Source organism: Aminobacterium sp. MB27-C1, assembly GCF_030908405.1.
Classification (GTDB): Bacteria; Synergistota; Synergistia; order Synergistales; family Aminobacteriaceae; genus Aminobacterium.
The window spans coordinates 337,452-360,378 of record NZ_CP133089.1; the positions used below are offsets into that span (position 1 = coordinate 337,452).

Annotated in this window: 24 protein-coding genes; 23 read left to right on the forward strand and 1 reads right to left on the reverse strand. The window is 41.8% G+C overall.

All coding sequences use genetic code 11. From position 1 onward, the window contains the following. The first annotated feature begins 10 nt into the window (after positions 1 to 10). Positions 11 to 2,101 (forward strand): methyl-accepting chemotaxis protein, encoded by a 2,091-nt coding sequence (locus RBH88_RS01565; protein ID WP_307879801.1) that lies wholly within the window; start codon positions 11 to 13, stop codon positions 2,099 to 2,101. Here the strand turns inward: RBH88_RS01565 and RBH88_RS01570 are convergent. Next, positions 2,031 to 3,107, reverse strand: coding sequence for a TrkA family potassium uptake protein (locus tag RBH88_RS01570; RefSeq protein ID WP_307879802.1), 1,077 nt, complete (start codon positions 3,105 to 3,107; stop codon positions 2,031 to 2,033). The genes RBH88_RS01565 and RBH88_RS01570 overlap by 71 nt on opposite strands. Positions 3,108 to 3,177: 70 nt before the next feature. On the opposite strand from RBH88_RS01570, the gene xth reads away from it, so the two are divergent. The 22 genes from xth to lpdA all read left to right on the forward strand — a co-directional run bounded on the left by xth (position 3,178) and on the right by lpdA (position 22,884). Then, positions 3,178 to 3,963 (forward strand): exodeoxyribonuclease III, encoded by a 786-nt coding sequence (gene xth, locus RBH88_RS01575; RefSeq protein WP_213690003.1) that lies wholly within the window; start codon positions 3,178 to 3,180, stop codon positions 3,961 to 3,963. Positions 3,964 to 3,990: 27 nt separating this feature from the next. After that, a complete protein-coding gene (locus RBH88_RS01580) occupies positions 3,991 to 4,830 on the forward strand; it encodes a S9 family peptidase (RefSeq protein ID WP_213690002.1) in 840 nt (279 codons plus the stop codon). A gap of 144 nt (positions 4,831 to 4,974) precedes the next feature. Further along, positions 4,975 to 5,745, forward strand: a complete 771-nt coding sequence (locus RBH88_RS01585; RefSeq protein WP_213695856.1) for an IclR family transcriptional regulator — start codon at positions 4,975 to 4,977, stop codon at positions 5,743 to 5,745. Between the two features lie 32 nt (positions 5,746 to 5,777). Then, complete coding sequence (gene panB, locus RBH88_RS01590; protein ID WP_213695855.1) at positions 5,778 to 6,632, forward strand: 3-methyl-2-oxobutanoate hydroxymethyltransferase; 855 nt, start codon at positions 5,778 to 5,780, stop codon at positions 6,630 to 6,632. A gap of 193 nt (positions 6,633 to 6,825) precedes the next feature. Then, positions 6,826 to 7,383, forward strand: a complete 558-nt coding sequence (pyrR, locus tag RBH88_RS01595) for a bifunctional pyr operon transcriptional regulator/uracil phosphoribosyltransferase PyrR (RefSeq protein ID WP_213691646.1) — start codon at positions 6,826 to 6,828, stop codon at positions 7,381 to 7,383. Next, on the forward strand, positions 7,383 to 8,312 hold the full coding sequence (locus RBH88_RS01600) for an aspartate carbamoyltransferase catalytic subunit (RefSeq protein ID WP_213691675.1): 930 nt from the start codon (positions 7,383 to 7,385) through the stop codon (positions 8,310 to 8,312). The genes pyrR and RBH88_RS01600 overlap by 1 nt, the downstream gene beginning before the upstream one ends. Beyond that, positions 8,309 to 9,625, forward strand: a complete 1,317-nt coding sequence (locus tag RBH88_RS01605) for a dihydroorotase (RefSeq protein ID WP_213691647.1) — start codon at positions 8,309 to 8,311, stop codon at positions 9,623 to 9,625. Before RBH88_RS01600 ends, RBH88_RS01605 begins: the two co-directional genes overlap by 4 nt. Beyond that, a complete protein-coding gene (locus RBH88_RS01610; RefSeq protein ID WP_213691648.1) occupies positions 9,606 to 10,379 on the forward strand; it encodes an FAD-binding oxidoreductase in 774 nt (257 codons plus the stop codon). Before RBH88_RS01605 ends, RBH88_RS01610 begins: the two co-directional genes overlap by 20 nt. After that, positions 10,366 to 11,301: a dihydroorotate dehydrogenase gene (locus RBH88_RS01615; protein ID WP_213691649.1), complete on the forward strand. Its 936-nt coding sequence runs from the start codon at positions 10,366 to 10,368 to the stop codon at positions 11,299 to 11,301. The genes RBH88_RS01610 and RBH88_RS01615 overlap by 14 nt, the downstream gene beginning before the upstream one ends. Then, positions 11,302 to 12,024: an orotidine-5'-phosphate decarboxylase gene (gene pyrF / locus RBH88_RS01620; protein ID WP_213691650.1), complete on the forward strand. Its 723-nt coding sequence runs from the start codon at positions 11,302 to 11,304 to the stop codon at positions 12,022 to 12,024. After that, complete coding sequence (pyrE, locus tag RBH88_RS01625; RefSeq protein WP_213691651.1) at positions 12,009 to 12,587, forward strand: orotate phosphoribosyltransferase; 579 nt, start codon at positions 12,009 to 12,011, stop codon at positions 12,585 to 12,587. The genes pyrF and pyrE overlap by 16 nt, the downstream gene beginning before the upstream one ends. Before the next feature lie 102 nt (positions 12,588 to 12,689). Then, entirely contained in the window at positions 12,690 to 13,064 is a 375-nt protein-coding gene (locus RBH88_RS01630; protein ID WP_213695853.1) for a hypothetical protein, read from the forward strand. A gap of 23 nt (positions 13,065 to 13,087) precedes the next feature. Beyond that, a complete protein-coding gene (locus RBH88_RS01635) occupies positions 13,088 to 13,537 on the forward strand; it encodes a hypothetical protein (protein ID WP_213691653.1) in 450 nt (149 codons plus the stop codon). A 142-nt stretch (positions 13,538 to 13,679) separates the two neighbouring features. Continuing rightward, the gene (locus tag RBH88_RS01640; protein ID WP_213691654.1) at positions 13,680 to 14,309 is read left to right on the forward strand and encodes a GntR family transcriptional regulator; all 630 of its coding nucleotides are present in this window, start codon (positions 13,680 to 13,682) and stop codon (positions 14,307 to 14,309) included. A gap of 164 nt (positions 14,310 to 14,473) precedes the next feature. Further along, positions 14,474 to 15,478 (forward strand): pyruvate dehydrogenase (acetyl-transferring) E1 component subunit alpha, encoded by a 1,005-nt coding sequence (gene pdhA / locus RBH88_RS01645; RefSeq protein WP_213691655.1) that lies wholly within the window; start codon positions 14,474 to 14,476, stop codon positions 15,476 to 15,478. 8 nt (positions 15,479 to 15,486) lie between these two features. Beyond that, the gene (locus tag RBH88_RS01650) at positions 15,487 to 16,464 is read left to right on the forward strand and encodes a pyruvate dehydrogenase complex E1 component subunit beta (protein ID WP_213691656.1); all 978 of its coding nucleotides are present in this window, start codon (positions 15,487 to 15,489) and stop codon (positions 16,462 to 16,464) included. A gap of 11 nt (positions 16,465 to 16,475) precedes the next feature. Continuing rightward, positions 16,476 to 16,952: a PPC domain-containing DNA-binding protein gene (locus RBH88_RS01655; RefSeq protein WP_213691657.1), complete on the forward strand. Its 477-nt coding sequence runs from the start codon at positions 16,476 to 16,478 to the stop codon at positions 16,950 to 16,952. 135 nt (positions 16,953 to 17,087) lie between these two features. Next, a complete protein-coding gene (locus RBH88_RS01660; RefSeq protein WP_213691658.1) occupies positions 17,088 to 18,161 on the forward strand; it encodes a DctP family TRAP transporter solute-binding subunit in 1,074 nt (357 codons plus the stop codon). An 84-nt stretch (positions 18,162 to 18,245) separates the two neighbouring features. Beyond that, positions 18,246 to 18,716 (forward strand): TRAP transporter small permease, encoded by a 471-nt coding sequence (locus RBH88_RS01665; RefSeq protein WP_213691659.1) that lies wholly within the window; start codon positions 18,246 to 18,248, stop codon positions 18,714 to 18,716. Positions 18,717 to 18,728: 12 nt separating this feature from the next. Beyond that, positions 18,729 to 20,027 (forward strand): TRAP transporter large permease, encoded by a 1,299-nt coding sequence (locus RBH88_RS01670; protein ID WP_213691660.1) that lies wholly within the window; start codon positions 18,729 to 18,731, stop codon positions 20,025 to 20,027. A gap of 22 nt (positions 20,028 to 20,049) precedes the next feature. Then, positions 20,050 to 21,396: a dihydrolipoamide acetyltransferase family protein gene (locus tag RBH88_RS01675; RefSeq protein ID WP_213695851.1), complete on the forward strand. Its 1,347-nt coding sequence runs from the start codon at positions 20,050 to 20,052 to the stop codon at positions 21,394 to 21,396. 27 nt (positions 21,397 to 21,423) lie between these two features. After that, positions 21,424 to 22,884, forward strand: a complete 1,461-nt coding sequence (gene lpdA / locus RBH88_RS01680) for a dihydrolipoyl dehydrogenase (RefSeq protein ID WP_213691662.1) — start codon at positions 21,424 to 21,426, stop codon at positions 22,882 to 22,884. The last annotated feature ends 43 nt before the right edge of the window (positions 22,885 to 22,927 follow it).

Genomic DNA, 22,927 nt, shown 5'->3' on the forward strand with positions numbered 1-22,927 from the left:
GGGATAGCCTATGAAATATGGAAGTATATCGCGCAAGATTGCGATAACTTTCATGCTGTTGATTTTTCTGATGGTACTTGTTGGATGGCTTAGTTTCCGATCACTCAATCAGTCGTCAGATGGACTGTACCAATATCAGTATTTAGCGACTATTAGCGATGAAAGTGCGCGCATACAACGAGATTTGATGGTTATGGCCACAACTGCGAATCGATATATAGAGTTTAGACGCATTGACGATCAAATTCAGTATAGAAATATTCAGTCTGAACTGCAAACTTCCCTTCCATTGTTAAAAGATAAACTCCAGTCGGAGGAGTTAAAACAGAAAACATCACAACTTTTATCCTATCTTTCTTCTTACGATGAAGCGTTTCAAACCGCCGTACAACTCAACGATGATCTTGACATACTTTCTCAGACAGGTTTTATCAGCCCCAGTGAAACAATGGAACAAGAGTTGACAGCAATGATGGTGGCTGCAGAAAAAAATCAGAACGCAAGTCTTTCTTATTATGCAGGGCTGGGGATTCGCAGCTTATTGCTTGCCAAGTCGGAAGGAGTTCGTTTTCTTCAGACGGGCGATCTTTCCTATATTGATAATCTCAAAAAAGAAATGGTCAATTTATCTGGATACCTTCCCCTTTTCGATATGATGGCCCTTGACGAGGAGTCTCGAAGCCATTTCGAAAATTTTGTGGAAGCACAAAAATTACTTGAAGAATCGATTTCGCCTCTTGTCAAAGTAGATGAGGAAAGGCGGTCAATCCGTTCAGAAAAAATGGAAAGTATTAGTTCTGAAATGAATGGAGCAATTTCTTCTCTTCGAGCACGTATTGAGAGTTTACAAAATGAGCTTGGTCCTCTTATTGCAGTAAAGAACAGTTCTGCACTTCGTTTTATTCTCATAACATCTTTATGTATGGTTATAGGAAGTCTTTTCGCTGGTTGGAAGCTTTCTTCGTCAATAACATCACCTTTAAAAAATGTTGTTTCTCTGGCTGAGTTAGGGGCCAATAAAAACTTTTCCTTTTCCAGGGAGGATTTTGCAATAAAAAGCCGTGATGAATTTGGACAGATGGCAGATGCGCTATCAGCGATGGTGGATTCTCTTCGTCAGGCTTTAACCGAAATTTGGGAAAATACAGATAACGCTACTCAAAGAGCAGAAAATTTAGCTGCCCTTTCTCAAGAGAGCACAGCATCAATGGAAGAAATTAAAAGTACTATAGAAGAGCTTACCTCTCTTTCTGAGGAGAGCGGTGTTGCTTTATCACAGGCGGAGCAGGCTGTGAAGAGCGTAGCAAGTAGCGCTGAAGAGTCAGCTCGTTCTTCTTTGGAAGCTGCTAAAACGTCGGAAGTCGCGTCAACTCTTTCCTCTGAAGCTGCAAGCAAAGTGGAAGAAGTTATTCTTTCTATTCAATCTGTAGGGGAAAATATGAAAAGCACAGAGCAGCAAATAGCAAAACTTGGTGTTTCCATTGAGGGAATATCAAATTTTGTTGGTGTGATAACAGGAATTGCAGATCAGACGAATCTTCTTTCTTTAAATGCGGCTATTGAAGCTGCACGTGCAGGAGAGGCGGGGCGAGGTTTTGCCGTTGTCGCAGATGAAGTTAGAAAATTGGCAGAGGAATCGGCAACTGCTGCACGGAATGTTGAGAGTCAGATTAAGCACCTTCAAAAGGATGCATCTTTATCAGTTCAATCTATTCAAGAGACAGGAGAAATAATGGCAGAAACGGTAAAAAGAGCTCGACATGCAAGAGAGGGTCTCACAGAAGCCTTGGGAGAAACTTCAAAAATTAATACTATAATTCAGTCTCTGGCCTCTTTGGCTGAAAATCAGGCGGTTTCAGGAGAAGAAATGAAAGAGTCTGTTGAGCAGGTTCTTTCCTCGGCTCTTCGTATCAGAGAAATGATTTCAACCATTCGTCAGGCTTCGGAAGAGACAGTTTCTGCTTCAGAAAGTGTTGCAAAGGAAGCCGAAGGTGTAAGCTGTGGTGCCGAATCAATTTCTGAGCTTCTTACTACTTTTGTTCTTGAATCGGATGAGAAACAAAGAGCTCTTCCTGAGAATGTGACTGTTCTGGAAGAGTAATATCATGCCGAAGCTTCGCAATTTGTTTTCGTTGCCCAAAGACTATAAGGTGATCATTGGTCTCAAGTTGAAGATTGCCGCTTGGATTATATATGATTTTTCCGCCTTCTCTAATAACGGCGATAACATTTGCTTCGTAAATTGAACGCAAAGGTGCTTCAGAGAGAGTCATTCCAGTCATGAAACTTCCTGAAGTGATATGCACTGTTCCAAAATCAAGATCAAGCTTTCTTGAAATATTGACCAGTTCGAGAAAATCTTCTACAGATGGCTGGAGAGAAGCTCGTACCATTGAAGCGGCGCCAGCCAAAACAGGGTTAATAACTTTGTCGGCGCCGGATCTATAGAGGACATTTACTGATCCGGCGTCATTTGCTCGCACTACAATTCGTATATTTGAGGCTAATGAACGAGCCGTAAGAACGGTGTAGACACTATCGGCATCGTCTCCGAGGGCAACAATCATTCCTTTGGAAACGGCGATTCCGGCTTTGTTCAAACACTCTTCATTTCTTGCATCGCCGTGAAGAACAAGCCATCCCTGTTCGCGTCCAGCCGATACTTTTTCTTCTTCTATCTCCAGCGCAACAAAGGTAATGTTGTCAGCTGAAAGAAAATGAGCAACTTCTGAGCCATAACGTCCTAATCCGCAAATAATCCAGTGATCTGAAAGTCGAGCCACTCGTCTGTCCCCTCCCTTACCTAAAAGAGCTACGATTTTTTCGCTCACTAAAAGCTGTGCCATATTCCCAAGTACATATCCTACAATTCCCATGCCAAGTAAAATTAAAGTGACAATAAATATTTTTTCTGCTCCAGAGAGACTTTCAGGAGCGCCGTATCCGACTGTAGAAAGTGTAATTATGGTGTAATAGAGAGAATCTATCCACGAAAGGTTTACTATAAAGTGCATACCTATAATGCCAAATACGATGATAAAACTAGTAATAAGGAGCATCGTAAAAACCTTTTTCCCTAAAGAATCCGACCAGAAATTCTTCTTCATTGTTATCCAACACTCCTCATTCCCGAGATTGTGTAAAATAGAAGCATATTACGAGAAGGCGGTGGATATTATGGCCTTATTGAAGGTTGCAACTTTTAACGTTAATTCAGTTCGAAGCAGAATGCATGTATTGACTAAGTGGCTTCATGATAACAGAGTGGATGTGCTATGTCTGCAAGAAACTAAAACTGAGGATCAGTTTTTCCCCGCTTCAGATTTTGAGAGTATAGGATATAACGCCTCTTTCAGAGGAGAAAAAGCCTATAACGGCGTTGCTCTTTTGAGCACCCATCCGATAGAAAATGCCCACTTTGGTTTTGAAGACGGCGAATCTCCCGATCCTGAAAGTCGTATAGTTCGAGGAACGATTTGCGGTGTCCATATTATCAATACGTATGTACCGCAGGGCAAAGCTATAGATCACCCTGATTATCTCTATAAGATGCGTTTTTTTGATCGCCTGAAAGCTCTCTTCGAGAGAGAATATTCTACTGATGAGAAAGTAGTTTGGCTTGGTGATATGAATGTTGCCCCTACAGATATTGATGTGACAAGTCCGGAGCGGAAGAGAGACCACGTTTGCTTTCATGAGGATATTAAGAAAAAGTTTGAAGAAGTAAAAGATTGGGGTTTCGTCGATATCTTTAGAAAATATAGGCCTGAAGAAGGGGAATTTTCATTTTTTGATTATCGGGTAAAAAATGCCCTTGAACGAAATATCGGATGGAGAATAGATCATATTCTTGCTACATCCTCCCTCGCTGATTGCTCTACAGATTGTTATGTAGACCGAGAGCCACGAGGTTGGGAAAAACCATCAGATCATACGCCTGTTGTAAGTGTTTTCGATATATAAACGAAGAAAACGAGAGGTGATCTCTTTATGTATCGTCCCTGCATCGGTATCGATCCTGAAACTGTAGATTGGCGTTTTCCTCCTTCCGTAGAGGCTATCGATTTTATTTCGGAAGGATGTCATCTTTATGGTGTCATCTATATTGCCCAGGGTGTGCCGCCTCACCCTACGATTTTGCTTCTTCACGGTTTTCCTGGAACGGAAAAAAACCTTGACCTTGCACAAATTTTAAGACGAGCAGGATTCAATACGATGGTCTTCTCTTATAGAGGCTGTTGGGGAAGTCAGGGTACCTATTCTTTTTCTCATGTTGTTGCCGATTCGGTTCATGCCGTTCGTTTTTTGCAGAGTGATTTCGCACAGAAGAACTATGGTGTAGACCCCGAACGGATTATTGTTTTCGGTCATAGTATGGGCGGCTTTGCTATGGCAAAAGTTGCTGATTTTATTTCTGATATTCGTGATTTTTGCTTTATTTCAGGCTGGAATCCAGGGTTAGATGCTAGAAACAGTCTAAATGATCCTGAAAGTCAGAAGAAATTGGATCTATTGCTTCAAGTATGTACCCCACCTCTTCAGGGGACAAACGAAGATATGTTATTGAAAGAGTTGCGTAATCATTTGCATGAATGGGATATTGTCAACTCTGCTCCTCATTTTAAGAAGCGTAATATTCTTGTGATAGGAGCAAAAAAGGATAATATTACCCCTTTGAGAACAAATCATCTTCCTTTTGTAGAAGCCTTGAAACGAACTACTCCGCAAGGTCTAAAGGAAATAATTATGGATACTGATCATGCTTACTCAGATAGTCGTGTTGCATTAGCTCGACATATTCTTGACTGGCTCGAATCTTTGGAATATTAGGGATACTAATAAACAAAAGAGACACTTAAAAGTATCTCTTTTGTTTGTATATAAAAATATTCAATAGAAAAGATATTCAAAATATGATACAATCTCATATTATGGGAAATAATTCTTATTATATGAGACGAGGTGGAAGATTTAATGAAAGGAAAAGCTTCCCCTTCTTTTAAAAGTCTTGATCGGGCTCTTGCTATTCTTTCCTCATTTTCTTTTTCTCATCCACAACGAACAGCGTCGGAAATTGCTTTATGTACTTCTATCCCCAAATCGACAGTTCATCGCTTTCTTAAAGTTTTTGTAGAGCATGGTTTCTTGAAGGAAACAACATCTCCTGGCTACTTTGCGCCTGGCTTAAAACTTTTAGAGCTTGGAAGCATTGTCCATCATAGTTTGGATATTCGTCTCTGTGCGCAACCTATAATGGCTGCTCTTGCGAAAAAGGTGCATATAACGGTTCATTTAGTTATTCGAGATCGGGATGAAGGTGTATATGTTGAAAAAGTAGAACCTGAAGGTCAACATATTCATTATTCACATATTGGCAAAAGGATACCTCTATATTGCACTGCAGCCGGAAAAGTTCTTCTTTCTGAGTTGCCTGATTCTAAAATCTTAGAAATCATTGCCTTCCCTCTAATTTCCCTTACGCCATATACGATAAAAACAAAAGAAAAGTTTCTTCAAGAGATTGATAACGTAAGAAAAAGAGGGTGGGCCGAGGATAATCAAGAGCTTGAACTGGGATTGTGCTGTGTGGCGGTTCCTGTAAAAGATCATCTGGGAAAAATTGTGGCAGCAATGAGTTCCTCAGGGGTGGAGGGAGCTTTCACTTCTGAAGCAAAAAAAAGACTAGTTGAGGGGCTGCGTATAGCTTCTTTAGATGTTTCAAAACGACTTGGTTATCGAGAATAAAGTATATAAATAGCTAGAGGAGGCGGTTGATAGTGGCAAAGAAGAAAGGGCGACTGGATTTTGTAAAAATGAAAGCCAGTGGAGAAAAAGTGGCTTGGGTTACAGCCTATGATTTTCCGACAGCATCTTTTGTTGAACAGGCAGGAATGGATATGATTCTTGTGGGCGATTCTCTTGGTATGGTTGTTCTTGGATATGAAGGAACTATTCCTGTGACCATGGATGATTGTATTCGTCATTGTCAGGCTGTTCGTCGTGGAGCTCCACATACTTTTTGTATCGGAGACATGCCTTTTTTGTCGTATCAGATTTCCGATGAGGATGCTGTTAGGAATGCTGGACGCTTCTTAAAAGAAGCGGATATGGATGCTGTAAAACTTGAGGGCGGACGACGAGTTTTGAGCCGAATAAAAGCTATAGCTGATGCTGGTATTTTAGTAATGGGGCACATTGGATTAACTCCACAAAGTTCTGGACAGCTTGGTGGGTTTAAGGCACAGGGACGAGATCCTGAAAGTGCTCGGGAGCTTATCAAAGATGCATTGGCTATACAAGAAGCTGGAGCTTACGCTCTCTTACTTGAGGCTGTTCCCCCAGAGCTGACGGCCTTTATAACGAAGAAACTTACCATTCCCGTCTATTCTATTGGAGCTGGATTGCCTTGCGATGGTCAACTTTTGATTTGCGGCGATATGTTAGGGTTGTTTGAGGCATTCACGCCAAAATTTGTAAAGAAGTATGCTAATGTAGCGGCAGAGGAGATCAGAGCCTTTAAAGAATATGTTGAAGATGTGAAAACGGAGAAATTCCCGACAGACGATCATGTTTATCACATACTGTCTGGGAAAGAAGAAGAATTTAAGGTTATGCTTAAAGAATTTGAATAAAAATTAATTGTGCAACCGCTTGCATTAAGACTTTTTTCCTGATACACTTTCTCAGAACATCAGGGAGGTTCTGAGAAATGGTAAAAAGAGATGGTGTTATTTTGGGAAGAATAAAGAATCGTAACAAGGCCATGGGCCGTGAAAACGGCTTATGGCCTTGTTTTTTTGCTCTGTAAGGAAAAGGAGGATGGGGATGAATCTTATTGAAAAAGCGGTTGTCATGACAGAAGGAGATATGGAGCGAATTCTTCGGCGAATTGCCGTAGAAATTGTTGAGCGAAACAAAGGGCTTGAAGATGTTGTCCTTCTGGGGATTCAGCGACGAGGTGTATATTTGGCGGCACGTCTTCGAAGTATTCTTAAGGAAACAGAGGGAGTTAAGGTCCCAACTGGAGAACTTGACATAACGCTCTATCGTGATGACATTACAACTTTACAAGAACAACCCATCGTACATAGTACATCTATACCAATTGATATTGCAGGAAAGAAACTCATTCTTGTCGATGATGTTCTTTATACGGGAAGAACTATACGTGCAGCTCTGGATGCTCTCATGGATTTAGGGCGTCCGGATCGCGTTCAACTGGTTATTCTTGTGGATCGTGGACATCGTGAACTTCCTATACAGGCTGATTATACAGGTCGAACTGTTCCTACCTCTAAAACAGAGACAGTAGAAGTTCGAGTTAAAGAGTTTGATGGCGAAGATAAAGTAGTGATTTGTGAACGAAATGGGGGAGTAGAGTGATGCAGTGGAGACATCGGCATCTTATCTCGCTGGAGGATTGGACCAGAGAAGAGCTCGAGTTTTTCCTTGAACAGGCAGATTATATGGAAGAACTCATGAATCGTCCTATTAAAAAAGTTCCGGCGTTGCGTGGAAAACTGATTGTCAATTTCTTTTTTGAAAACTCGACGCGAACACGCGTATCTTTTGAACTTGCAGAAAAGATGCTTTCGGCTGATGTTGTCAATTGGTCGGCCTCTGGTTCAAGTGTCAGTAAAGGCGAGACTATGAGAGATACAGCCTGGACTCTTGAAGCTATGGGAGCAGATGCTGTAGTTATGCGCCATTCGGCAGTAGGAGCAGCAGATTATCTGGCACGCAAACTTCATAGGGCATCTGTCTTTAATGCAGGAGACGGAACAAATGGACATCCAACTCAGGCCCTTCTCGATCTCCACGCTGCCAGACAGCATCTTGGAAAATTGGAAGGCAGGAAAATGGCTATAGTTGGGGATGTGCTTCATAGCCGAGTTGCGCGAAGCGACATTCAGGCTTTCCGCAAAATGGGAGTTGAAGTTGTTCTTGCAGGACCAAGAACGTTAATGCCCCTGTGCCATGAAGAGCTCGGTGTTGCCTACGAGGCTGATCCGAAAAAAGCCGTATCAGGGTCTGATATGGTTTACCTCCTTAGAATACAAAAAGAACGCCAGGAAGAAGGGTTGATTCCTTCCATTGACGAATACCACAGACGATATGGAGCGACAGAAAAACTTATGGATTTAGCAAAACCTGATGCTATAGTAATGCATCCTGGCCCCATAAACAGAGAAGTTGAAATTGCTTCTTCCGTTGCTGATGGAGAGAAGAGCATTATTTTGAAACAGGTACGAAGCGGTGTGGCTGTTCGAATGGCCTTGCTTTACCTTTGCCTGGGAGGTGTACGCAATTGATTCTGTTTAAAAATGCCCGGATTTTCGATGGGAAAGAATTGCGAGAAGAGGTCTCCGATGTTTTAGTAGCGGGGAAAAAGATAGAAAAAATAGCAGAGACTATAGATGTAACTGATGATATGAAGGTTATTGACCTGGAGGGGAAAGTTCTTGCTCCAGGATTCATAGATTTACATGTACATTTTAGAGATCCAGGCTTCGAGTGGCGAGAAGATATAGAAAGCGGTTCTAAAGCCGCAGCAGCTGGAGGCTATACGACTGTTGTTACCATGCCTAATACTGATCCTGTAATTGATATTCCATCCCTTGTAGAATATATTGCTGAAAAGGGTCGTCGTGCCGGAGGCGCGAGAGTCTTGCCAGGAGCGTGTATAAGCCACAAGAGAAAAGGTGAGTATTTGGCAGAGCTAGGATTGCTTCGTGAGGCAGGAGCCGTTCTTTTCACAGACGATGGGGCTCCTGTCAAAACATCCAAACTTTTACGAACCGCCCTTCTCTATAGCCAGGATGTTGGTGCTATTATTATGGAGCATCCGGAAGAAGCTTCCTTAACGGAAAAAGGCCAGGTTAACGAAGGTAGAATCTCTGCCCTGAGCGGCCTAAAAGGATTTCCTCATTCTGCCGAATATATCGATATTGAACGGGGAATAGCTCTGTGCCGAGAAACAGGCGCTCCCATTCACTTCACTCATGTAAGTACGGCTCTTGCCTTTAAAGCTATCGCAGCGGCTAAAAAGGAAGGATTGCCTGTTACATGCGATGTTACACCTCATCATCTTTCTCTTGATGAAAACAACGTAATTGTCAGCCGATACCATGCTGTGTATAAAGTCAATCCTCCTCTTCGTAGTCGGGAAGACGTGAAAGCCGCTTGGGCTGCCATAGCTGATGGAACTATTGACGCTATTGTTACCGACCATGCTCCCTGGCACGAAAATGAGAAAGATCTTCCTTTTCAGGAAGCTCCTTTTGGCATAGCATCTCTTGAATGTTCAGTTGCCGTTGTTCTTGATACATGGTTGAAAATGGGGCAGCCAGTTTCTTTAGCAAGGGTTCTTGAACTCTTTACTTCTGGGCCGGCAGCCATACTTCCAGAAGAATGGCAAAAACTTGGACATATAGCAGAAGGTTTAATTGCAGATTTGACTGTTATCGATCTTGATGAATCGAAAGTTGTAGATGTTTCTACATGGAAAAGTAAAGCACGGATGACTCCATGGAATGGAGAAGTTTTAACAGGCTGGCCAGTTATGACCATTCTTGAGGGAAAAATTTTTGACAAAGGAGAAGATAATGGATCGAATAGATCATAATGCAACGGTTTTAAAAGTCAGTTCTGTAAGTTCCGAAGTTGCAGAAGTGGTTTTTCACTGTTCTTCCGTGGCTTCTTCAGCGAAACCAGGGCAGTTTGTCATGGTTCGTTTGCCAGGAATTCTCGATCCCTTATTAGGCCGTCCTTTTGCAATAGCCGCTACTGAAGCTGATACGATTACGGTACTCTTTCAGATAGTGGGAAAATTTACGAATCTTCTAGCTACTCTTCCTCCAGGAACAAAAGCGACATTGCGAGGGCCAATAGGGAATGGATATCTAGAGAAGCCTTCAGGAAAGAAGATTCTTTTTGTAGCTGGTACATTAGGAGCTGCACCTCTCCTTTTTGCACTGCAGTGTTTTCCTGAACTTAAAAGCCATGAGTTTGTACTTGGAATTCCCGGCGAAGGCTGGGAGGGATTTGCAAGGTATGTAAAGGAAAAGACCTCTAATCTGAAAGTATGTTCCGATGATGGAACAATAGGTCTCAAAGGAAATGTCCTTGTCGCTTTGCCAGATAGACTCGAAAGAGATCAAGAAATATGGACATGTGGTCCATTTCCCATGTTGAAAGCCATTGCACAAAAATATAACGACCAGGGCGATCAGGTTAGAGTAAGCCTTGATATGAAGATGGCTTGTGGCATTGGGGGATGTTTAGGGTGTGTAATTACCACTGCAAAGGGACCTAAACGAGTATGTGTAGATGGTCCGTTTTTCTTGGCGGGGGAGGTTGACTGGAATGACGTGGAATAGATTAGCAGATACTCTGGCCGGCATAAATATAGAAACTCCAATCATTATTGCCTCAGGTGTCTGGCCGTATGACCCCCCTCTCTGGAGTCGTAAAAATCTCGATGGTGTGGGAGCTCTTTGCACAAAAGCTGTAAGTTATGAAGCCCGTCGTGGCAATAAAGGAATGCGGGTATGGGAAACATCGTGCGGTATGCTCAATAGCATAGGTCTTCAAAATACTGGAGTTTCTTCTTTCCTGAATGATTCTCTTCCCATGATTCACGAAGGCGGTATGCCTTTTTTAGTCAACGTCGTTATGGAAAATATAGAGGATACGCAAAAAACGTTATTAGCTCTTGCTGAAAGAAGTGACATTGTAAAGGGTGTGGAATTAAATATCTCGTGTCCTAATGTGGATGGCGATGGTATGGCTTGGGGCGTCCATCCTGAAAGTACTGCCGAAGCAGTAGCTGCAGCCAGATCGGTCTGGCCGGGTTCGCTGTTTGTTAAACTTACGCCTCAGGCTCACGATCCACAAAAAGTAGCGAGAGCTGCTGAAGATGCAGGGGCAGATGCCCTTGTCGTAGCGAATACGTGGCTTGGAATGGCTATAGATATTAATCGGCGGCAACCTGTCTTTAACAGAACCTTCGCCGGTTTTTCCGGGCCGGCTGTTTTTCCTCTTGCGCTGCGCTTGGTTTGGCAGGTTTGTGAAGCCGTTTCCATTCCTGTTATTGGGTGTGGTGGTGTTACTACGTGGCAAGACGCTTTATCTATGGTTCTTGCAGGAGCGAGCGCTGTAGAACTTGGAACGGCAATGTTCGTTCACTCTGATATCCCGTCCCTTATATGTAAAGGGCTGAATACCTATTTAATTGAACATGAGGTCAAACATCTTCGTGACCTTAAGGGGCAAGCCCGCGCTCAGAAAGGAGTTTTTTAGATGATAAACGAAGCCCAAAACAAGTTGATACTTGCTTTGGATGTAGAGAACCTAACTGAATGCCGTCAACTGCTTTCCGAGTTACAGGGAGAGCTAAAACACGTTAAAATCGGTCACCAGCTCTATGCAAAAGGCGGAATTCCTTTTTTAAAAGAGATAATGACTATGGACTATAAGGTCTTTCTCGACTTGAAACTTCATGATATCCCTAATACTGTTCGTATGGCTGTTGAAGCTTTAGCCGGAGAGGGAATATGGGCTTTGACTCTTCATGGTGCAGGTGGCAGAGCTATGCTGGAAGATGCTAAGGCTGGTAGAGACAAGGTCGGCGGTGAAATGAATCTTTTGGGAGTTACAGTTTTGACAAGTATGAATAACGAACTTTGGGAGGAAGTTACCCCTGGTTGCGCGATGTCTGATGCTCTGAAGGCCCGAGCTACAGTTTGCGCTGATGCAGAGATTGATGGCCTCGTCTGTTCTCCCCTTGACTTGCCCATCATAAATGAAACGAAAGGCAAAAATTTAATAAAAGTTGTTCCTGGCATTCGTCCTTCAGCAGGAGGGGATGATCAGGCTCGTACTGCAAATCCTAAAGGAGCCATTATGGCTGGGGCTGATTTTCTTGTTGTTGGCCGCCCAATTTTAAAAGCTCCTGATCGTTTGGCGGCGCTGCATACTATTGTGAATGAAATAAAGGAGGGGTTGCAATGGAAAGAGGATTAGTAGAAGAACGAATTCAAGAGATGATGAGAGATAGTGGAGCTCTTCTAGAAGGACATTTTCTCCTGACTTCAGGGTTACATAGTGCCAACTATATGCAATGCGCTCTCCTTTTACGTTTTCCTGCCTATGCAGCTTTTGCAGGTAAAGAGATAGCCCGATTGGTGGAAAAATTTCAGCCGACAGTAGTAATTTCACCAGCTATTGGAGGACTCATTATTGGTCATGAAGTGGCCAGGGCATTGGATGTTCCCTTCCTTTTCTGTGAGAGGGAAGAGGGGAAAATGAGCCTGAGGCGCTTTCCTTTTCCTGAAAAGGCAAAAGTGGTTGTCGTAGAAGATGTTATAACAACAGGTGGATCAGTGAAAGAAGTTGGAGAACTTATGGAGGAACACGGATCTCAATGGGTAGCAACAGCTTGTATTGTTGATAGAAGTGGTGGAAAACATATTCTTCCCCATGAACCTCTCTCTCTTTGGAATGTTTCTTTTCCTGTATATAGACCAGACGAATGTCCTATGTGTGCTAAAGAGATTCCTTTTAAGAAACCTGGGAGTCGGAAATAGAAAGATACCAGTTTGTTTGTTCAGCCCCTATAAAAGGGGCTTTTTCTTTTTTTTGATACTCGTTACAATAAAAAAATATTGAGTCAAAGGAAGATGTCAGTAATGAAAAAAAAGGTACTCATTATTTTGGTTTGTTTTGTAGGCATTTTTTTGTCGTTCATGTACTTTGTAGAGAAGAAGGAAGAAACTCTTTCTTTGTCTTCCGGCCCTGCTGGATCTGAGATACTGATGTCTCGTGTAGATAAAGCTCTAACCTTAGCGGATATAGTCATATCAGCGGGGGAATCTAACTTGAGTTCTCTTGATGATGAAGCTCGCCAAGATGTACAATCAATAATTAAGGAAGTGCAAAAAAAACGTCAGGAGCTTTTAGATGTGCGCATAAAAATATCTCCAGATTCCAACAATGAAATACTTCAAAAATTAGAGGAAAAGGTAGGTGCTCTTGAAACAGAACTGGAACCGCTTGTTCGTTGACTTTTGAAAAGGAGGTATTGGATTTGGAGCAAAAAATACTTGAAATTGCTCAAAGGACAAATGCAGTTTTGAAACAATATATGGCTATTCAAAATGAGCTCTTTAAACCTTCCCTTCGGAAAATGATCCGCCTTCCAGGAATTTATAAACCCATTGATTATTCCGGCAACTGTCAAAAACTTGAAGAAATCATATCTGAACTTGAGTGTATTAAAACATCTATACGGGATATTTCTCCAGACAATAAAACTGAAGATGGAAATTTTCTTATTCTTCAAAGAGCATATATAACAGGAATGCTTAAAGCTGTTGTCTGTGTCAAAGAGATTGCTGAAAAGCTTTATCAAAGAAGTACTGGTCATAAGGATTACACCCAGAAAGATTACAAGGAAGATATTGAAGTTTTTAAAAAGGCAGAACTTGAGTTTTTAGAAATAGGGTTGAAATTGAATGAAATGATTTATAAAAAATAGTTTAATGCATTCCAATTTTAAGTATATTGTATATTTCTAAGTTTTGTCTTGACACGAAATTAGCTTCTCTATATCCTTTTAGGTGTACAGGTTGTATATAACTTGTATGCAAGCTTTTTAAAACCATTGAGGGGGAAATCTCATGGTAAGGATGAAAAAAAAGGATATAGCGTATGAAGAAATAAAAAAGTTGATTCTCGATAAAGAGTATATGAAGTCCTATGATATTTCTGAAAACTCCCTTGCTGAAAAATTGAACATGAGTCGTACTCCTATCAGAGAAGCGTTACAACGCCTTCAGATGGAAGGTTTCATAGAAATTTTCCCTAACAGGGGCATTGTATTGCGAGATGTGACTCTTCTTGAAGCTAACGAAATATTTGATTTGCGTATGGCCATAGAAGAATTTGTCATAAAAAATGTTTTTCCTCTTTTAACAGATGAACATTTCAAGGAAATTGATCGAAATTTGTCATATCAGAAACTGGCAATGGAAAAAGACGACGTGGCAGAATATCTTAACTATGATCGTGATTTCCATGATTACTTCTTACATGTTTATTCCAACTCACTTATTATTTCTACCTCAAAACGAGTGCAAGATCGGTTTTTTTCTGTAGGTGTAAATGTTTTAAAAGGTCCAGGAACAGTTGAACGCTCATTTCGCCAACATTGCGATATTGTAGATGCCCTTCGCAAAAATGATCCGGTAATGGCGGCAGAAGCAATGCATTTACATATGCTTACAGGTAAAAAAAATTTGATGTCATAACCTCCTTATCTTTAGTTCCTTTATTTTTTACTGAAGCTCACACTCTCTTTGTACAAATATAAGGTATACATTTCAAGATATGTACATAAAAAACAAAAGACAGTATGTTTTTACTAAATTAATATAATCAGTTTAATTTGTAAAAGTTAAGAGGAGGGTTCCGTATGTGTGCAAAAGCGGTTCGGAGAGAACCTACTATTCCCATCGGTGACTTTGACAAAGAGACCCTTCATTTTTTCTTCGAAACGATGGTAAAAATCCGTCACTTTGAGGAAAAAGTTGAAGAGTTCTTTTTTGCAGGAGAGATACCAGGTTTTGTACATTTGTATATCGGAGAAGAGGCCGTTGCTACTGGGGTTATGGCTAATCTTAGAAAAACGGATTACATTCAAAGCACCCATAGAGGCCATGGACATACAATAGCCAAAGGTGCCGACCTGAATCGAATGATGGCTGAGATTTTTGGTAAAAAAACAGGTTATTGCAAAGGTAAGGGCGGTTCTATGCATATTGCAGATTTCAGTGTGGGTATGCTTGGCGCAAATGGCATTGTAGGTGGCGGTTTTACTCTTGCGACAGGTGCAGCTTTAGCTCAAAAAATGCAAAAAACAGATGGTGTTTCAGTTGTCTTTTTTGGAGATGGAGCATCGAACCGGGGGACATTCCACGAAGCAGCCAATATGGCGGCAGTCTGGAAGCTCCCGGTTCTTTTTGTCTGTGAAAATAACCAATGGGCCTCGACAACACCTTATAGAACGACTACTTCAGTTGAAGATATTGCTGATCGTGCACAAGGATACGATATGCCTGGAATTATTGTTGATGGCAACGATGTCTTTGCTGTATATGAAGCAGCTAAAGAACTTATAGAAAGAGCCCGCAAAGGAGAGGGGCCTGCCTTGCTTGAAGCAAAAACTTATCGCATCAAAGGTCACTTTGTTGGGGATCCTGAAAAGTATAGAACCAAAGAAGAGGTTCAGAAAGTTTTTGATGAAACAGATCCCATCCCTTGTTTTAAGGGAAAAGCAATTAAAGCTGGAGTCATGTCCGAAGAAGATTTTATTTCTCTTGAAGAAGCTGTTAAACAGGCAATCGAGGAAGCAGTTGATTTTGCTCGAAAATCCCCAGAGCCAGATGCTTCTGAACTTTTCGAAGATCTATATGTATAAGGCGGTGGATGACAATGAAAAACATTAGTTTTTCTCAAGCAACTTTGGAAGCTATGGATGAGGAAATGACCCGCGATGAAACCGTCTTTGTCATGGGCGAAGATATTGTCAGACAAGGGGGTATTTTTGGTCAGTTTAAAGGACTCCCTGCCAAGTTCGGTGCGGATCGTGTAAGAGATACTCCCATAACCGAAACAGCCATTGTTGGTGCTGCTGTAGGAGCCGCTCTTGCCGGCATGAGACCGATAGCAGACATGCACTTTGCAGACTTTATTGGCGTGTGTATGGATGAGGTCTTTAATCAGATGGCCAAGGTTCACTATATGTTTGGCGGCCAAAAGACCCTTCCAATGGTTCTTCGTGCACCAGACGGCTTAATAAACCAGGCGGCAGCTCAGCATTCGCAGAGTGTTGAGGCGTGGTTTCAGCATATTCCCGGACTAAAGGTTGTTATTCCATCTAATCCAGCTGACGCCAAGGGACTTTTGAAGTCTGCCATACGTGATGATAATCCTGTTATTTATTTTGAGCATAAGGCTCTTTTCAGTATGAAAGGAGACGTTCCTGAAGAGGAATATTTTACTCCTATCGGGAAAGCTAAAGTTGTAAAAGAGGGGACCGATGTGACTCTCGTTTCATATTCCTTAACAATGAATCTGGCTATTCAAGCGGCTTCGAAACTTGAGAAGGAAGGAATAAGCGTAGAGTTGATTGATCTTAGAACTATTTCACCTATAGATAAAGATACCATTTTGAATTCAGTAGCAAAAACCAGTCGTCTTGCCATAGCTCATGAGGCTGTAAAGCAGGGAGGAGTAGGGGGAGAAATTGCAGCTATTGTCGCGGAGGAAGGTATTGATTATCTTGATGCTCCAATAGTTCGTATTGGTGCTCCCTTTACGCCAATTGCTTTTGCTCGTCCATTGGAACAGGCTTACCGAATTACAGCAGACAAAATATGCGAAGCTGTTAAGAGAATGATGTAAGGAGAAGTATTGTGCAAGCTCTTTCTACAGGTTTATCTCAAATGATAGTGGCTCGTTTTGGTCCGGAGGAAGATATCTTTGAATCTTTGGAAGCCCTTTGCCGTGAAAAGAATATCGAATCAGGAAGTATTTGCACCATGATTGGCAGTCTTGAGAGTGCCACATTAGTTTGTGTAACAGAAGATTCCCCAGGGGGACAGGCTCATTACCTTGATCCGGTAGAAATTATTGGTCCTCTTGAATTTGTAGGTGCACAGGGAATTATTGGGAAAAACGAAGAGGGAGAATTGTCTATTCATCTACATGGAGTAGTGGCGGGTGAAGATATGCACCCCCTGGCGGGGCATATTGTTGATTCTGGACATAATAAGGTTTTAGCTACAGTTGAAGTTGTGATCAATGTTTTTTCCGATGTACAGATGTTGCGTTCTTTCGATGAGGAAACGAGATTTACTCTTTTTAAAGTTACTTCAAAGAACAATAAGTGATTGTTGTACTAGAAACAATAAGGCTAACTAGATATTAGCAGGGGGTGAAATAACCGAAAAAGGGGAAAAATGTGGTAGCGGTACAGGTTACAGAATTGAGGAATACCCATTACATCTCTAACAGGAGGGAAAAGAATGCGTAAACTGATTGCTGTTGTAACCTTGGTGGTTTTGATTTGTGGGCTTTCCATTCCTGCTCTTGCAGCTTATAAAGACGAATACAAAATGAGTGTTAACGTAGCAGCACAGAGTGCCTGGGGAAAGGGCGCAGGAAAATTTGCCGATCTCGTTGCTGAGAAATCAGGTGGAAAGATCAATGTTAAGGTTTACTATTCTGCACAGCTTATGGCTGGGAAACAGACTTCTGAGTTTATGATTGTTCGAAATGGAGCAGCTGATTTTGCTCTCTCTTCTACAATTAACTGGTCGCCTCAGGCAACAGAGTTAAACTTGTTTGCTCTTCCTTTCTTTATTTCAAGTCAGCCCGATCCCTATAAAGCTCTTGATGCAATAGAGGCGGGAAAAGCAGGTAAGATAATTTCTGATGCTCTTCAGAAAAAAGGAGTTACTGTTCTTGGATGGGGAGAAAATGGTTTCCGGGAGCTTACAAATGGCATTAAACCTATCGTAACCCCTGATGATATGGCTGGAATGAAAATACGCGTAGTAGGAAGCCCTCTCTATCTCGATATTTTCAAGGCTCTGGGTGCTAACCCCATCAATATGAACTGGGGAGAAGCAGTAACAGCATTCCAGCAGGGCGTTGTCGATGGTCAGGAGAACCCCGTTAACTCAGTTATCCTTCCTTATAAAGTATTTGAATTTCATAAATACCTTACAGATTGGCACTATGTTGTCGACCCACTTATGTACGCTGTAAACAATAAGATATGGTCATCTTTTAGCCCCGAAGATCAGAAAATGCTTATGGAGTGTGTTGAAGAGGCTTCCAAATATCAAAAGGCCCTTGCTCGGGTTGGTCTTGACGATGGCTCTTCAATAGCTTATCTCAAAGAAACGGGTGAACTTCCAGAGGTTACCGAACCATATAAATACCTTGAAGAGCAAGGTATGACTATAACGAAGTTAAGTGCCGATCAGGTTAATGTCTTTGTTGAGAAGACAAAATCTGTTTTCGATACATGGAAAGATAAGATTGGTAAAGATTTGGTAGAAGCCGCTGAACAGGATATGGCAACTGTAAAGTAACTGCTACGGTTTCAGAGTGAAAATGGCGGAGGAGGAAGACCCTTTTCCTCCTCTTTTTCGAAAAAGGAAGGGATTGTTGGCCTTATGCTGAAAAAAGTATGGAATCACTTTGAAGAGCTCGTTGGAGCGGCAATGTTGATGATTATGGTCAGCATAGCTTTTATCAATGTTGTCACTCGCTATTTTATAAAATACCCCCTCTCTTTTACTGAGGAAATTGAAGTCAACCTCTTTGTATGGCTTGTTATGTTGGGAACGTCTATGGCCTTTAAACAAGGAGCCAATTTAAGCATGACCTTCATATACGAAAGGTTGGCTCCAAAAGCGCGAAAAGTTTGTTTTATATGCTCCACAGCAGCAACCATTATGTTTTTCGCAGTTCTGGCTTATTACGGATATATTGAAGTTTTGGATGAGATTGCACTGGACGTAACCACAGAATCACTGGATATACCAGTCTGGATATATACCATAGCTACACCAATTTTTTCTGTGCTTATTATTGTACGTCTTTTACAGCATTCCATTCAAACATTCAGAAATCATCAGGTTTAAGGGGGACTTATCATGTCTGAAATATTTAAAGACCCCGCATTATGGGCACTTATCATTTTTATAATACCTCTTTTATTGAGATTCCCTATAGCTGTTGCTCTTGGAGGGGCAGCTCTCTTCGTTTCATGGTTCTGGGGATTAGGGCATCAAATGATTTCCTACAATTTTTATGCAGGTATTGCAAAGTTCCCTCTTTTGGCTATTCCCTTCTTTATATTGGCAGGCGTCATTATGGAGAAAGCAGGGATTGCCGGACGAATAATTAATCTCATTAAGGAATTGGTCGGTTCTGTTACAGGCGGACTCGCCATTGCAACGGTTGGCGTTGCTACTTTCTGGGGGGCGGTAAGCGGTTCTGGTCCGGCAACAGTGGCAGCTCTTGGTCTGATTCTTATCCCAGGTATGGCTGCAGCCGGATATGATAAAGCATTTTCAGCTGCTGTTGTGTCAGTTTCTTCTGGTTTAGCTATAGTTATTCCACCGAGCATAGCATTTATTGTATATGGCGTTGTTACAGAGACATCTGTAAGTGCTCTTTTTGCCGCAGGAGTTTTCCCGGGAATTGTCGTTGCTCTGTTTATGATGCTTTTTGTCTACTTAATCAGTAAAAAACATGGCTATCGTGGTGAGGCAAGAGGAGGCAGAAAAGCTCTTGTGAGAGCATTTAAAGAATCACTATGGGGATTGTTGACTCCTGTAATTATTCTCGGCGGTATTTATGGGGGTATCTTTACTCCTACAGAAGCTGCTGCAGTGGCTGTCTTTTACGGTCTTTTTGTGGGAGTGTTCATTTATAAAACCATAACTCGTCGGGTTATGTACGATATTCTTGTCTCAAGTGTAATTTCAACAGCTGTTGTTATGATTGTTGTAACATGTGCAGGGTTATTTTCATGGGTTGGCGCCACTGTTGGTCTTATAGATAAAGCTGCCAATTTTCTCTTGACCCTTTCTGATAATCCACTGGTTATATTACTTCTCATCAACGTTATTTTGCTTTTAGCCGGAATGGTACTTGACGCTATTTCTATTTACTACGTTTTTTTGCCCATACTTATTCCTATTATGAGCCACTTCGGCTGGGACCCTATATGGTTTGGTGTTGTTATGACTGTCAATCTGGCTATTGGACAGGTTACTCCTCCTGTTGCCGTTAACCTGTACGTGGGAGCTAATATAAGTAATCTCACTATAGAAGAAATAAGCAAGCCGGCTATGCCCCTTGTCTTCGCCTCTATATTGGCCCTTATCGTCATTATGCTTTTCCCGTCACTTTCTACGTTCTTACCTAAGGCTTTTAATCTTTATTAAATAAGTTGGAAGGAGGTTTATTATGGCTACATTGGTTACAATGCCTAAATTGGGACTCACTATGAACAGTGGCTCTGTATCAGAATGGAAGAAGAAGGAAGGAGACGCTGTTGGTAAAGGTGAGATTCTGTTTGTAGCAGCAACAGATAAACTGACATTTGATGTAGAAGCTCCAGAAGAAGGCGTTTTATTGGCAACTCTTGTGGCACTAAATGAAGATGTAAAAGTGGGAGCGCCCTTGGCTGTGATTGGCGAAGAGGGAGAAGATTATATGTCTCTTCTCGGTGAAGTAGAGTCACAAAAGCCTCAGGAGACTCGGCAAGAAAATTCTTCCTCTTTTGATGTACATGCTGAGCAGGAAAAAAAGAGCGAGACAAAAGGTTTTATCAAAGCATCTCCTCTGGCGAAAAAAACGGCAAAAGATTTTGGAGTGGATATTTCTCTTGTAGAAGGAACCGGTCCGGAAGGTCGTATCGTTAAAAAAGACGTTATTGCCTTTGTTCAAAGTGTGTCTGTTTCTTCAAAAGTAAAGGCATCTCCTGTTGCAGAGCGTATGGCTGCCGATTTGGGAGTCAACCTTATCGACATAGAGAAGCAGGGACGTATTATGAAAGAAGATGTTATTTTTGCTTCTCAAGGCAAAACCGCAGCTTCTACTCCTGCTCGCTATGTTTTTCCCGCTGAAGATCGCCGTATTCCTTTAACAAATATGAGGAAGGTTATTGGAGAGAGAATGCTTCTTTCTACTACAACCATACCTACAGTGACCTACAACATGGAAGTGGATTTTTCTGCTCTTATTTCTTTAAGAAAGAATATAAAAGAAGCAGCTTTAAAACAAGATGTAAAAATTTCCTACAATCATATTTTAATGAAAATATGTGCCCAGGTCCTCACCGAATATCCTATGGCGAATGCGAGTCTTGATGACCAGGAAATTATTCTACATGGCAATGTCAATATAGGTTTGGCAGTTGCTGTAGAGGGCGGTCTTGTCGTTCCCAACGTGAAGGCTGTTCAGGCAAAGTCTCTGTTGCAAATTGCTTCCGAAACAGATGATATGGTAGCTCGAACTCGAGAAAATCAGCTGGAACTTGAAGAGATGCAAGGTGGAACCTTTACTATTTCGAATTTGGGAATGTTCGGAATGCATAGCTTTACGCCAATTGTAAATCCTCCAGAGGCATGCATTTTGGCTGTGAATGCTATTGTTGATCGACCAATGGTGATAGACGGAGAAATTCAGGTTCGTCCTATTTCTATGTTATGTCTTACAGCTGATCATCGTCTCGTAGATGGTGCAGATGCAGCTAAATTTTTGGTCAGAGTTAAAGAACTTATAGAAAATCCCTACCTGCTGCTTTTGTAGGTACCAAGAGGAGGTTTGCAGCAGATTATGGCACATACAATAACAATGCCGAAACTGGGCTTAACGATGAATGAAGGAACAATTTCTGACGGGAAAAAACGTATAGTTGTTATAGGGGGTGGCCCGGGGGGCTATGTAGCCGCTATACGAGCTGCGCAATTGGGAGCTCATGTTACTGTTATTGAAAAAAAACGCCTTGGCGGAGTATGCCTAAATATTGGGTGTATTCCCACCAAAGTTTTGTTGCACACCGTTGAGCTATATACGGCCATTAAGGCAGGAGCTTCGTTGGGACTCATAGCTGACAATGTATCTGTTGATTGGAATACTTTGATGAAACGAAAAGAAGATGTAGTGAAGCAATTGACAGGCGGAGTTGGCATACTTCTGAAATCCAATGGAGTAGATGTAGTGGAAGGCGAGGCTGCTTTTGTTTCTCCAAGTGCAGTCCGTGTACAGTTAAATGCAGGTGGGGAAATGGTTGTGGAGGGTGATAATTTTATAGTGGCGACTGGTTCCGAACCTGTTATTCCGCCAATACCAGGTTTTGATCTTCCTGGTGTTATTACAAGCAATGAAGCGCTGAGTCTCGATGAGATTCCAACATCTATGGTCATTGTGGGGGGCGGAGTTATTGGCATGGAATTCGCTTCTATTTTTGCCTCTTTAGGTACAAAAGTGACTGTTGTGGAAATGTTACCTGACGTTCTTCCAAATATTGATGAAGAGCTGGCTCCGATAATAAAAGGGGTTTTAGGGCGTTTAGGTGTGGAATTCTATACATCTTCCAAGGTAACGAAAGTATGGTCAAGCAGTGATAGCCTTTCTGTTAGTGTAGAAAATATTGATGGCTCGTTAACGATTGAAGCAGCCAAAGTCCTCGTTTCTGTGGGTCGCCGCCCCGTAACGGGAAGTCTTGAGCTTGAAAAAGCGGGGGTAAAGACTGAGCGAGGTAGAATTTTAGTAGATAGCCACCTTTGCACAAGTGTAAGTCACATTTATGCAATCGGAGATTGTGCTTCTCCGATTATGCTTGCTCATGTTGCAACTCATGAAGGTCTAGTCGCCGCCGAAAATATAATGGGCGAAACAGTTATCATGAACTACAAAACAGTTCCAAGTGCTATTTACACATCTCCTGAGATTGCATCTGTTGGGCTTACAGAAAAACAAGCTATCGAGAAAGGGTACAAGATAAAAGTAGGACGTTTCCCATTGGTGAATAATGGAAAGTGCGTCATAATGAATGATATCGATGGCTTGGTGAAGTATGTTATAGATGAAAAATACAATGAAATACTCGGGGTTCATATTATAGGTCCGAGAGCGACGGATCTTATTGTGGAAGGCGCATTAGCTCTTCGACTGGAAGCAACAGCAGAAGAAATTATTTCAACGATTCATGCTCATCCCACAGTAGGAGAAGCTTTGGGAGAAGGAGCTTTAGCAGCTCTTAACAGGGCTCTTCATCTTCCTGCTAAAAAATAGCAGAAAAGAAAGAAAAGAGCCGGAGGTAAAGATACATTCTCCG

Bases quoted from the DNA above. Each gene is read 5' to 3' on its own strand.
- RBH88_RS01580 (WP_213690002.1), top strand. From the start codon at position 3,991: ATGTATCGTCCCTGCATCGGTATCGATCCTGAAACTGTAGATTGGCGT.
- RBH88_RS01630 (WP_213695853.1), top strand. From the start codon at position 12,690: ATGAAAAAAAAGGTACTCATTATTTTGGTTTGTTTTGTAGGCATTTTT.
- pyrF (WP_213691650.1), top strand. From the start codon at position 11,302: ATGATAAACGAAGCCCAAAACAAGTTGATACTTGCTTTGGATGTAGAG.
- RBH88_RS01565 (WP_307879801.1), top strand. From the start codon at position 11: ATGAAATATGGAAGTATATCGCGCAAGATTGCGATAACTTTCATGCTG.
- pyrE (WP_213691651.1), top strand. From the start codon at position 12,009: ATGGAAAGAGGATTAGTAGAAGAACGAATTCAAGAGATGATGAGAGAT.
- pyrR (WP_213691646.1), top strand. From the start codon at position 6,826: ATGAATCTTATTGAAAAAGCGGTTGTCATGACAGAAGGAGATATGGAG.
- RBH88_RS01615 (WP_213691649.1), top strand. From the start codon at position 10,366: ATGACGTGGAATAGATTAGCAGATACTCTGGCCGGCATAAATATAGAA.
- RBH88_RS01570 (WP_307879802.1), bottom strand. From the start codon at position 3,107: ATGAAGAAGAATTTCTGGTCGGATTCTTTAGGGAAAAAGGTTTTTACG.
- RBH88_RS01665 (WP_213691659.1), top strand. From the start codon at position 18,246: ATGCTGAAAAAAGTATGGAATCACTTTGAAGAGCTCGTTGGAGCGGCA.
- RBH88_RS01670 (WP_213691660.1), top strand. From the start codon at position 18,729: ATGTCTGAAATATTTAAAGACCCCGCATTATGGGCACTTATCATTTTT.
- RBH88_RS01610 (WP_213691648.1), top strand. From the start codon at position 9,606: ATGGATCGAATAGATCATAATGCAACGGTTTTAAAAGTCAGTTCTGTA.
- RBH88_RS01585 (WP_213695856.1), top strand. From the start codon at position 4,975: ATGAAAGGAAAAGCTTCCCCTTCTTTTAAAAGTCTTGATCGGGCTCTT.
- pdhA (WP_213691655.1), top strand. From the start codon at position 14,474: ATGTGTGCAAAAGCGGTTCGGAGAGAACCTACTATTCCCATCGGTGAC.
- RBH88_RS01660 (WP_213691658.1), top strand. From the start codon at position 17,088: ATGCGTAAACTGATTGCTGTTGTAACCTTGGTGGTTTTGATTTGTGGG.
- RBH88_RS01600 (WP_213691675.1), top strand. From the start codon at position 7,383: ATGCAGTGGAGACATCGGCATCTTATCTCGCTGGAGGATTGGACCAGA.
- lpdA (WP_213691662.1), top strand. From the start codon at position 21,424: ATGGCACATACAATAACAATGCCGAAACTGGGCTTAACGATGAATGAA.
- xth (WP_213690003.1), top strand. From the start codon at position 3,178: ATGGCCTTATTGAAGGTTGCAACTTTTAACGTTAATTCAGTTCGAAGC.
- RBH88_RS01640 (WP_213691654.1), top strand. From the start codon at position 13,680: ATGGTAAGGATGAAAAAAAAGGATATAGCGTATGAAGAAATAAAAAAG.
- RBH88_RS01650 (WP_213691656.1), top strand. From the start codon at position 15,487: ATGACAATGAAAAACATTAGTTTTTCTCAAGCAACTTTGGAAGCTATG.
- RBH88_RS01675 (WP_213695851.1), top strand. From the start codon at position 20,050: ATGGCTACATTGGTTACAATGCCTAAATTGGGACTCACTATGAACAGT.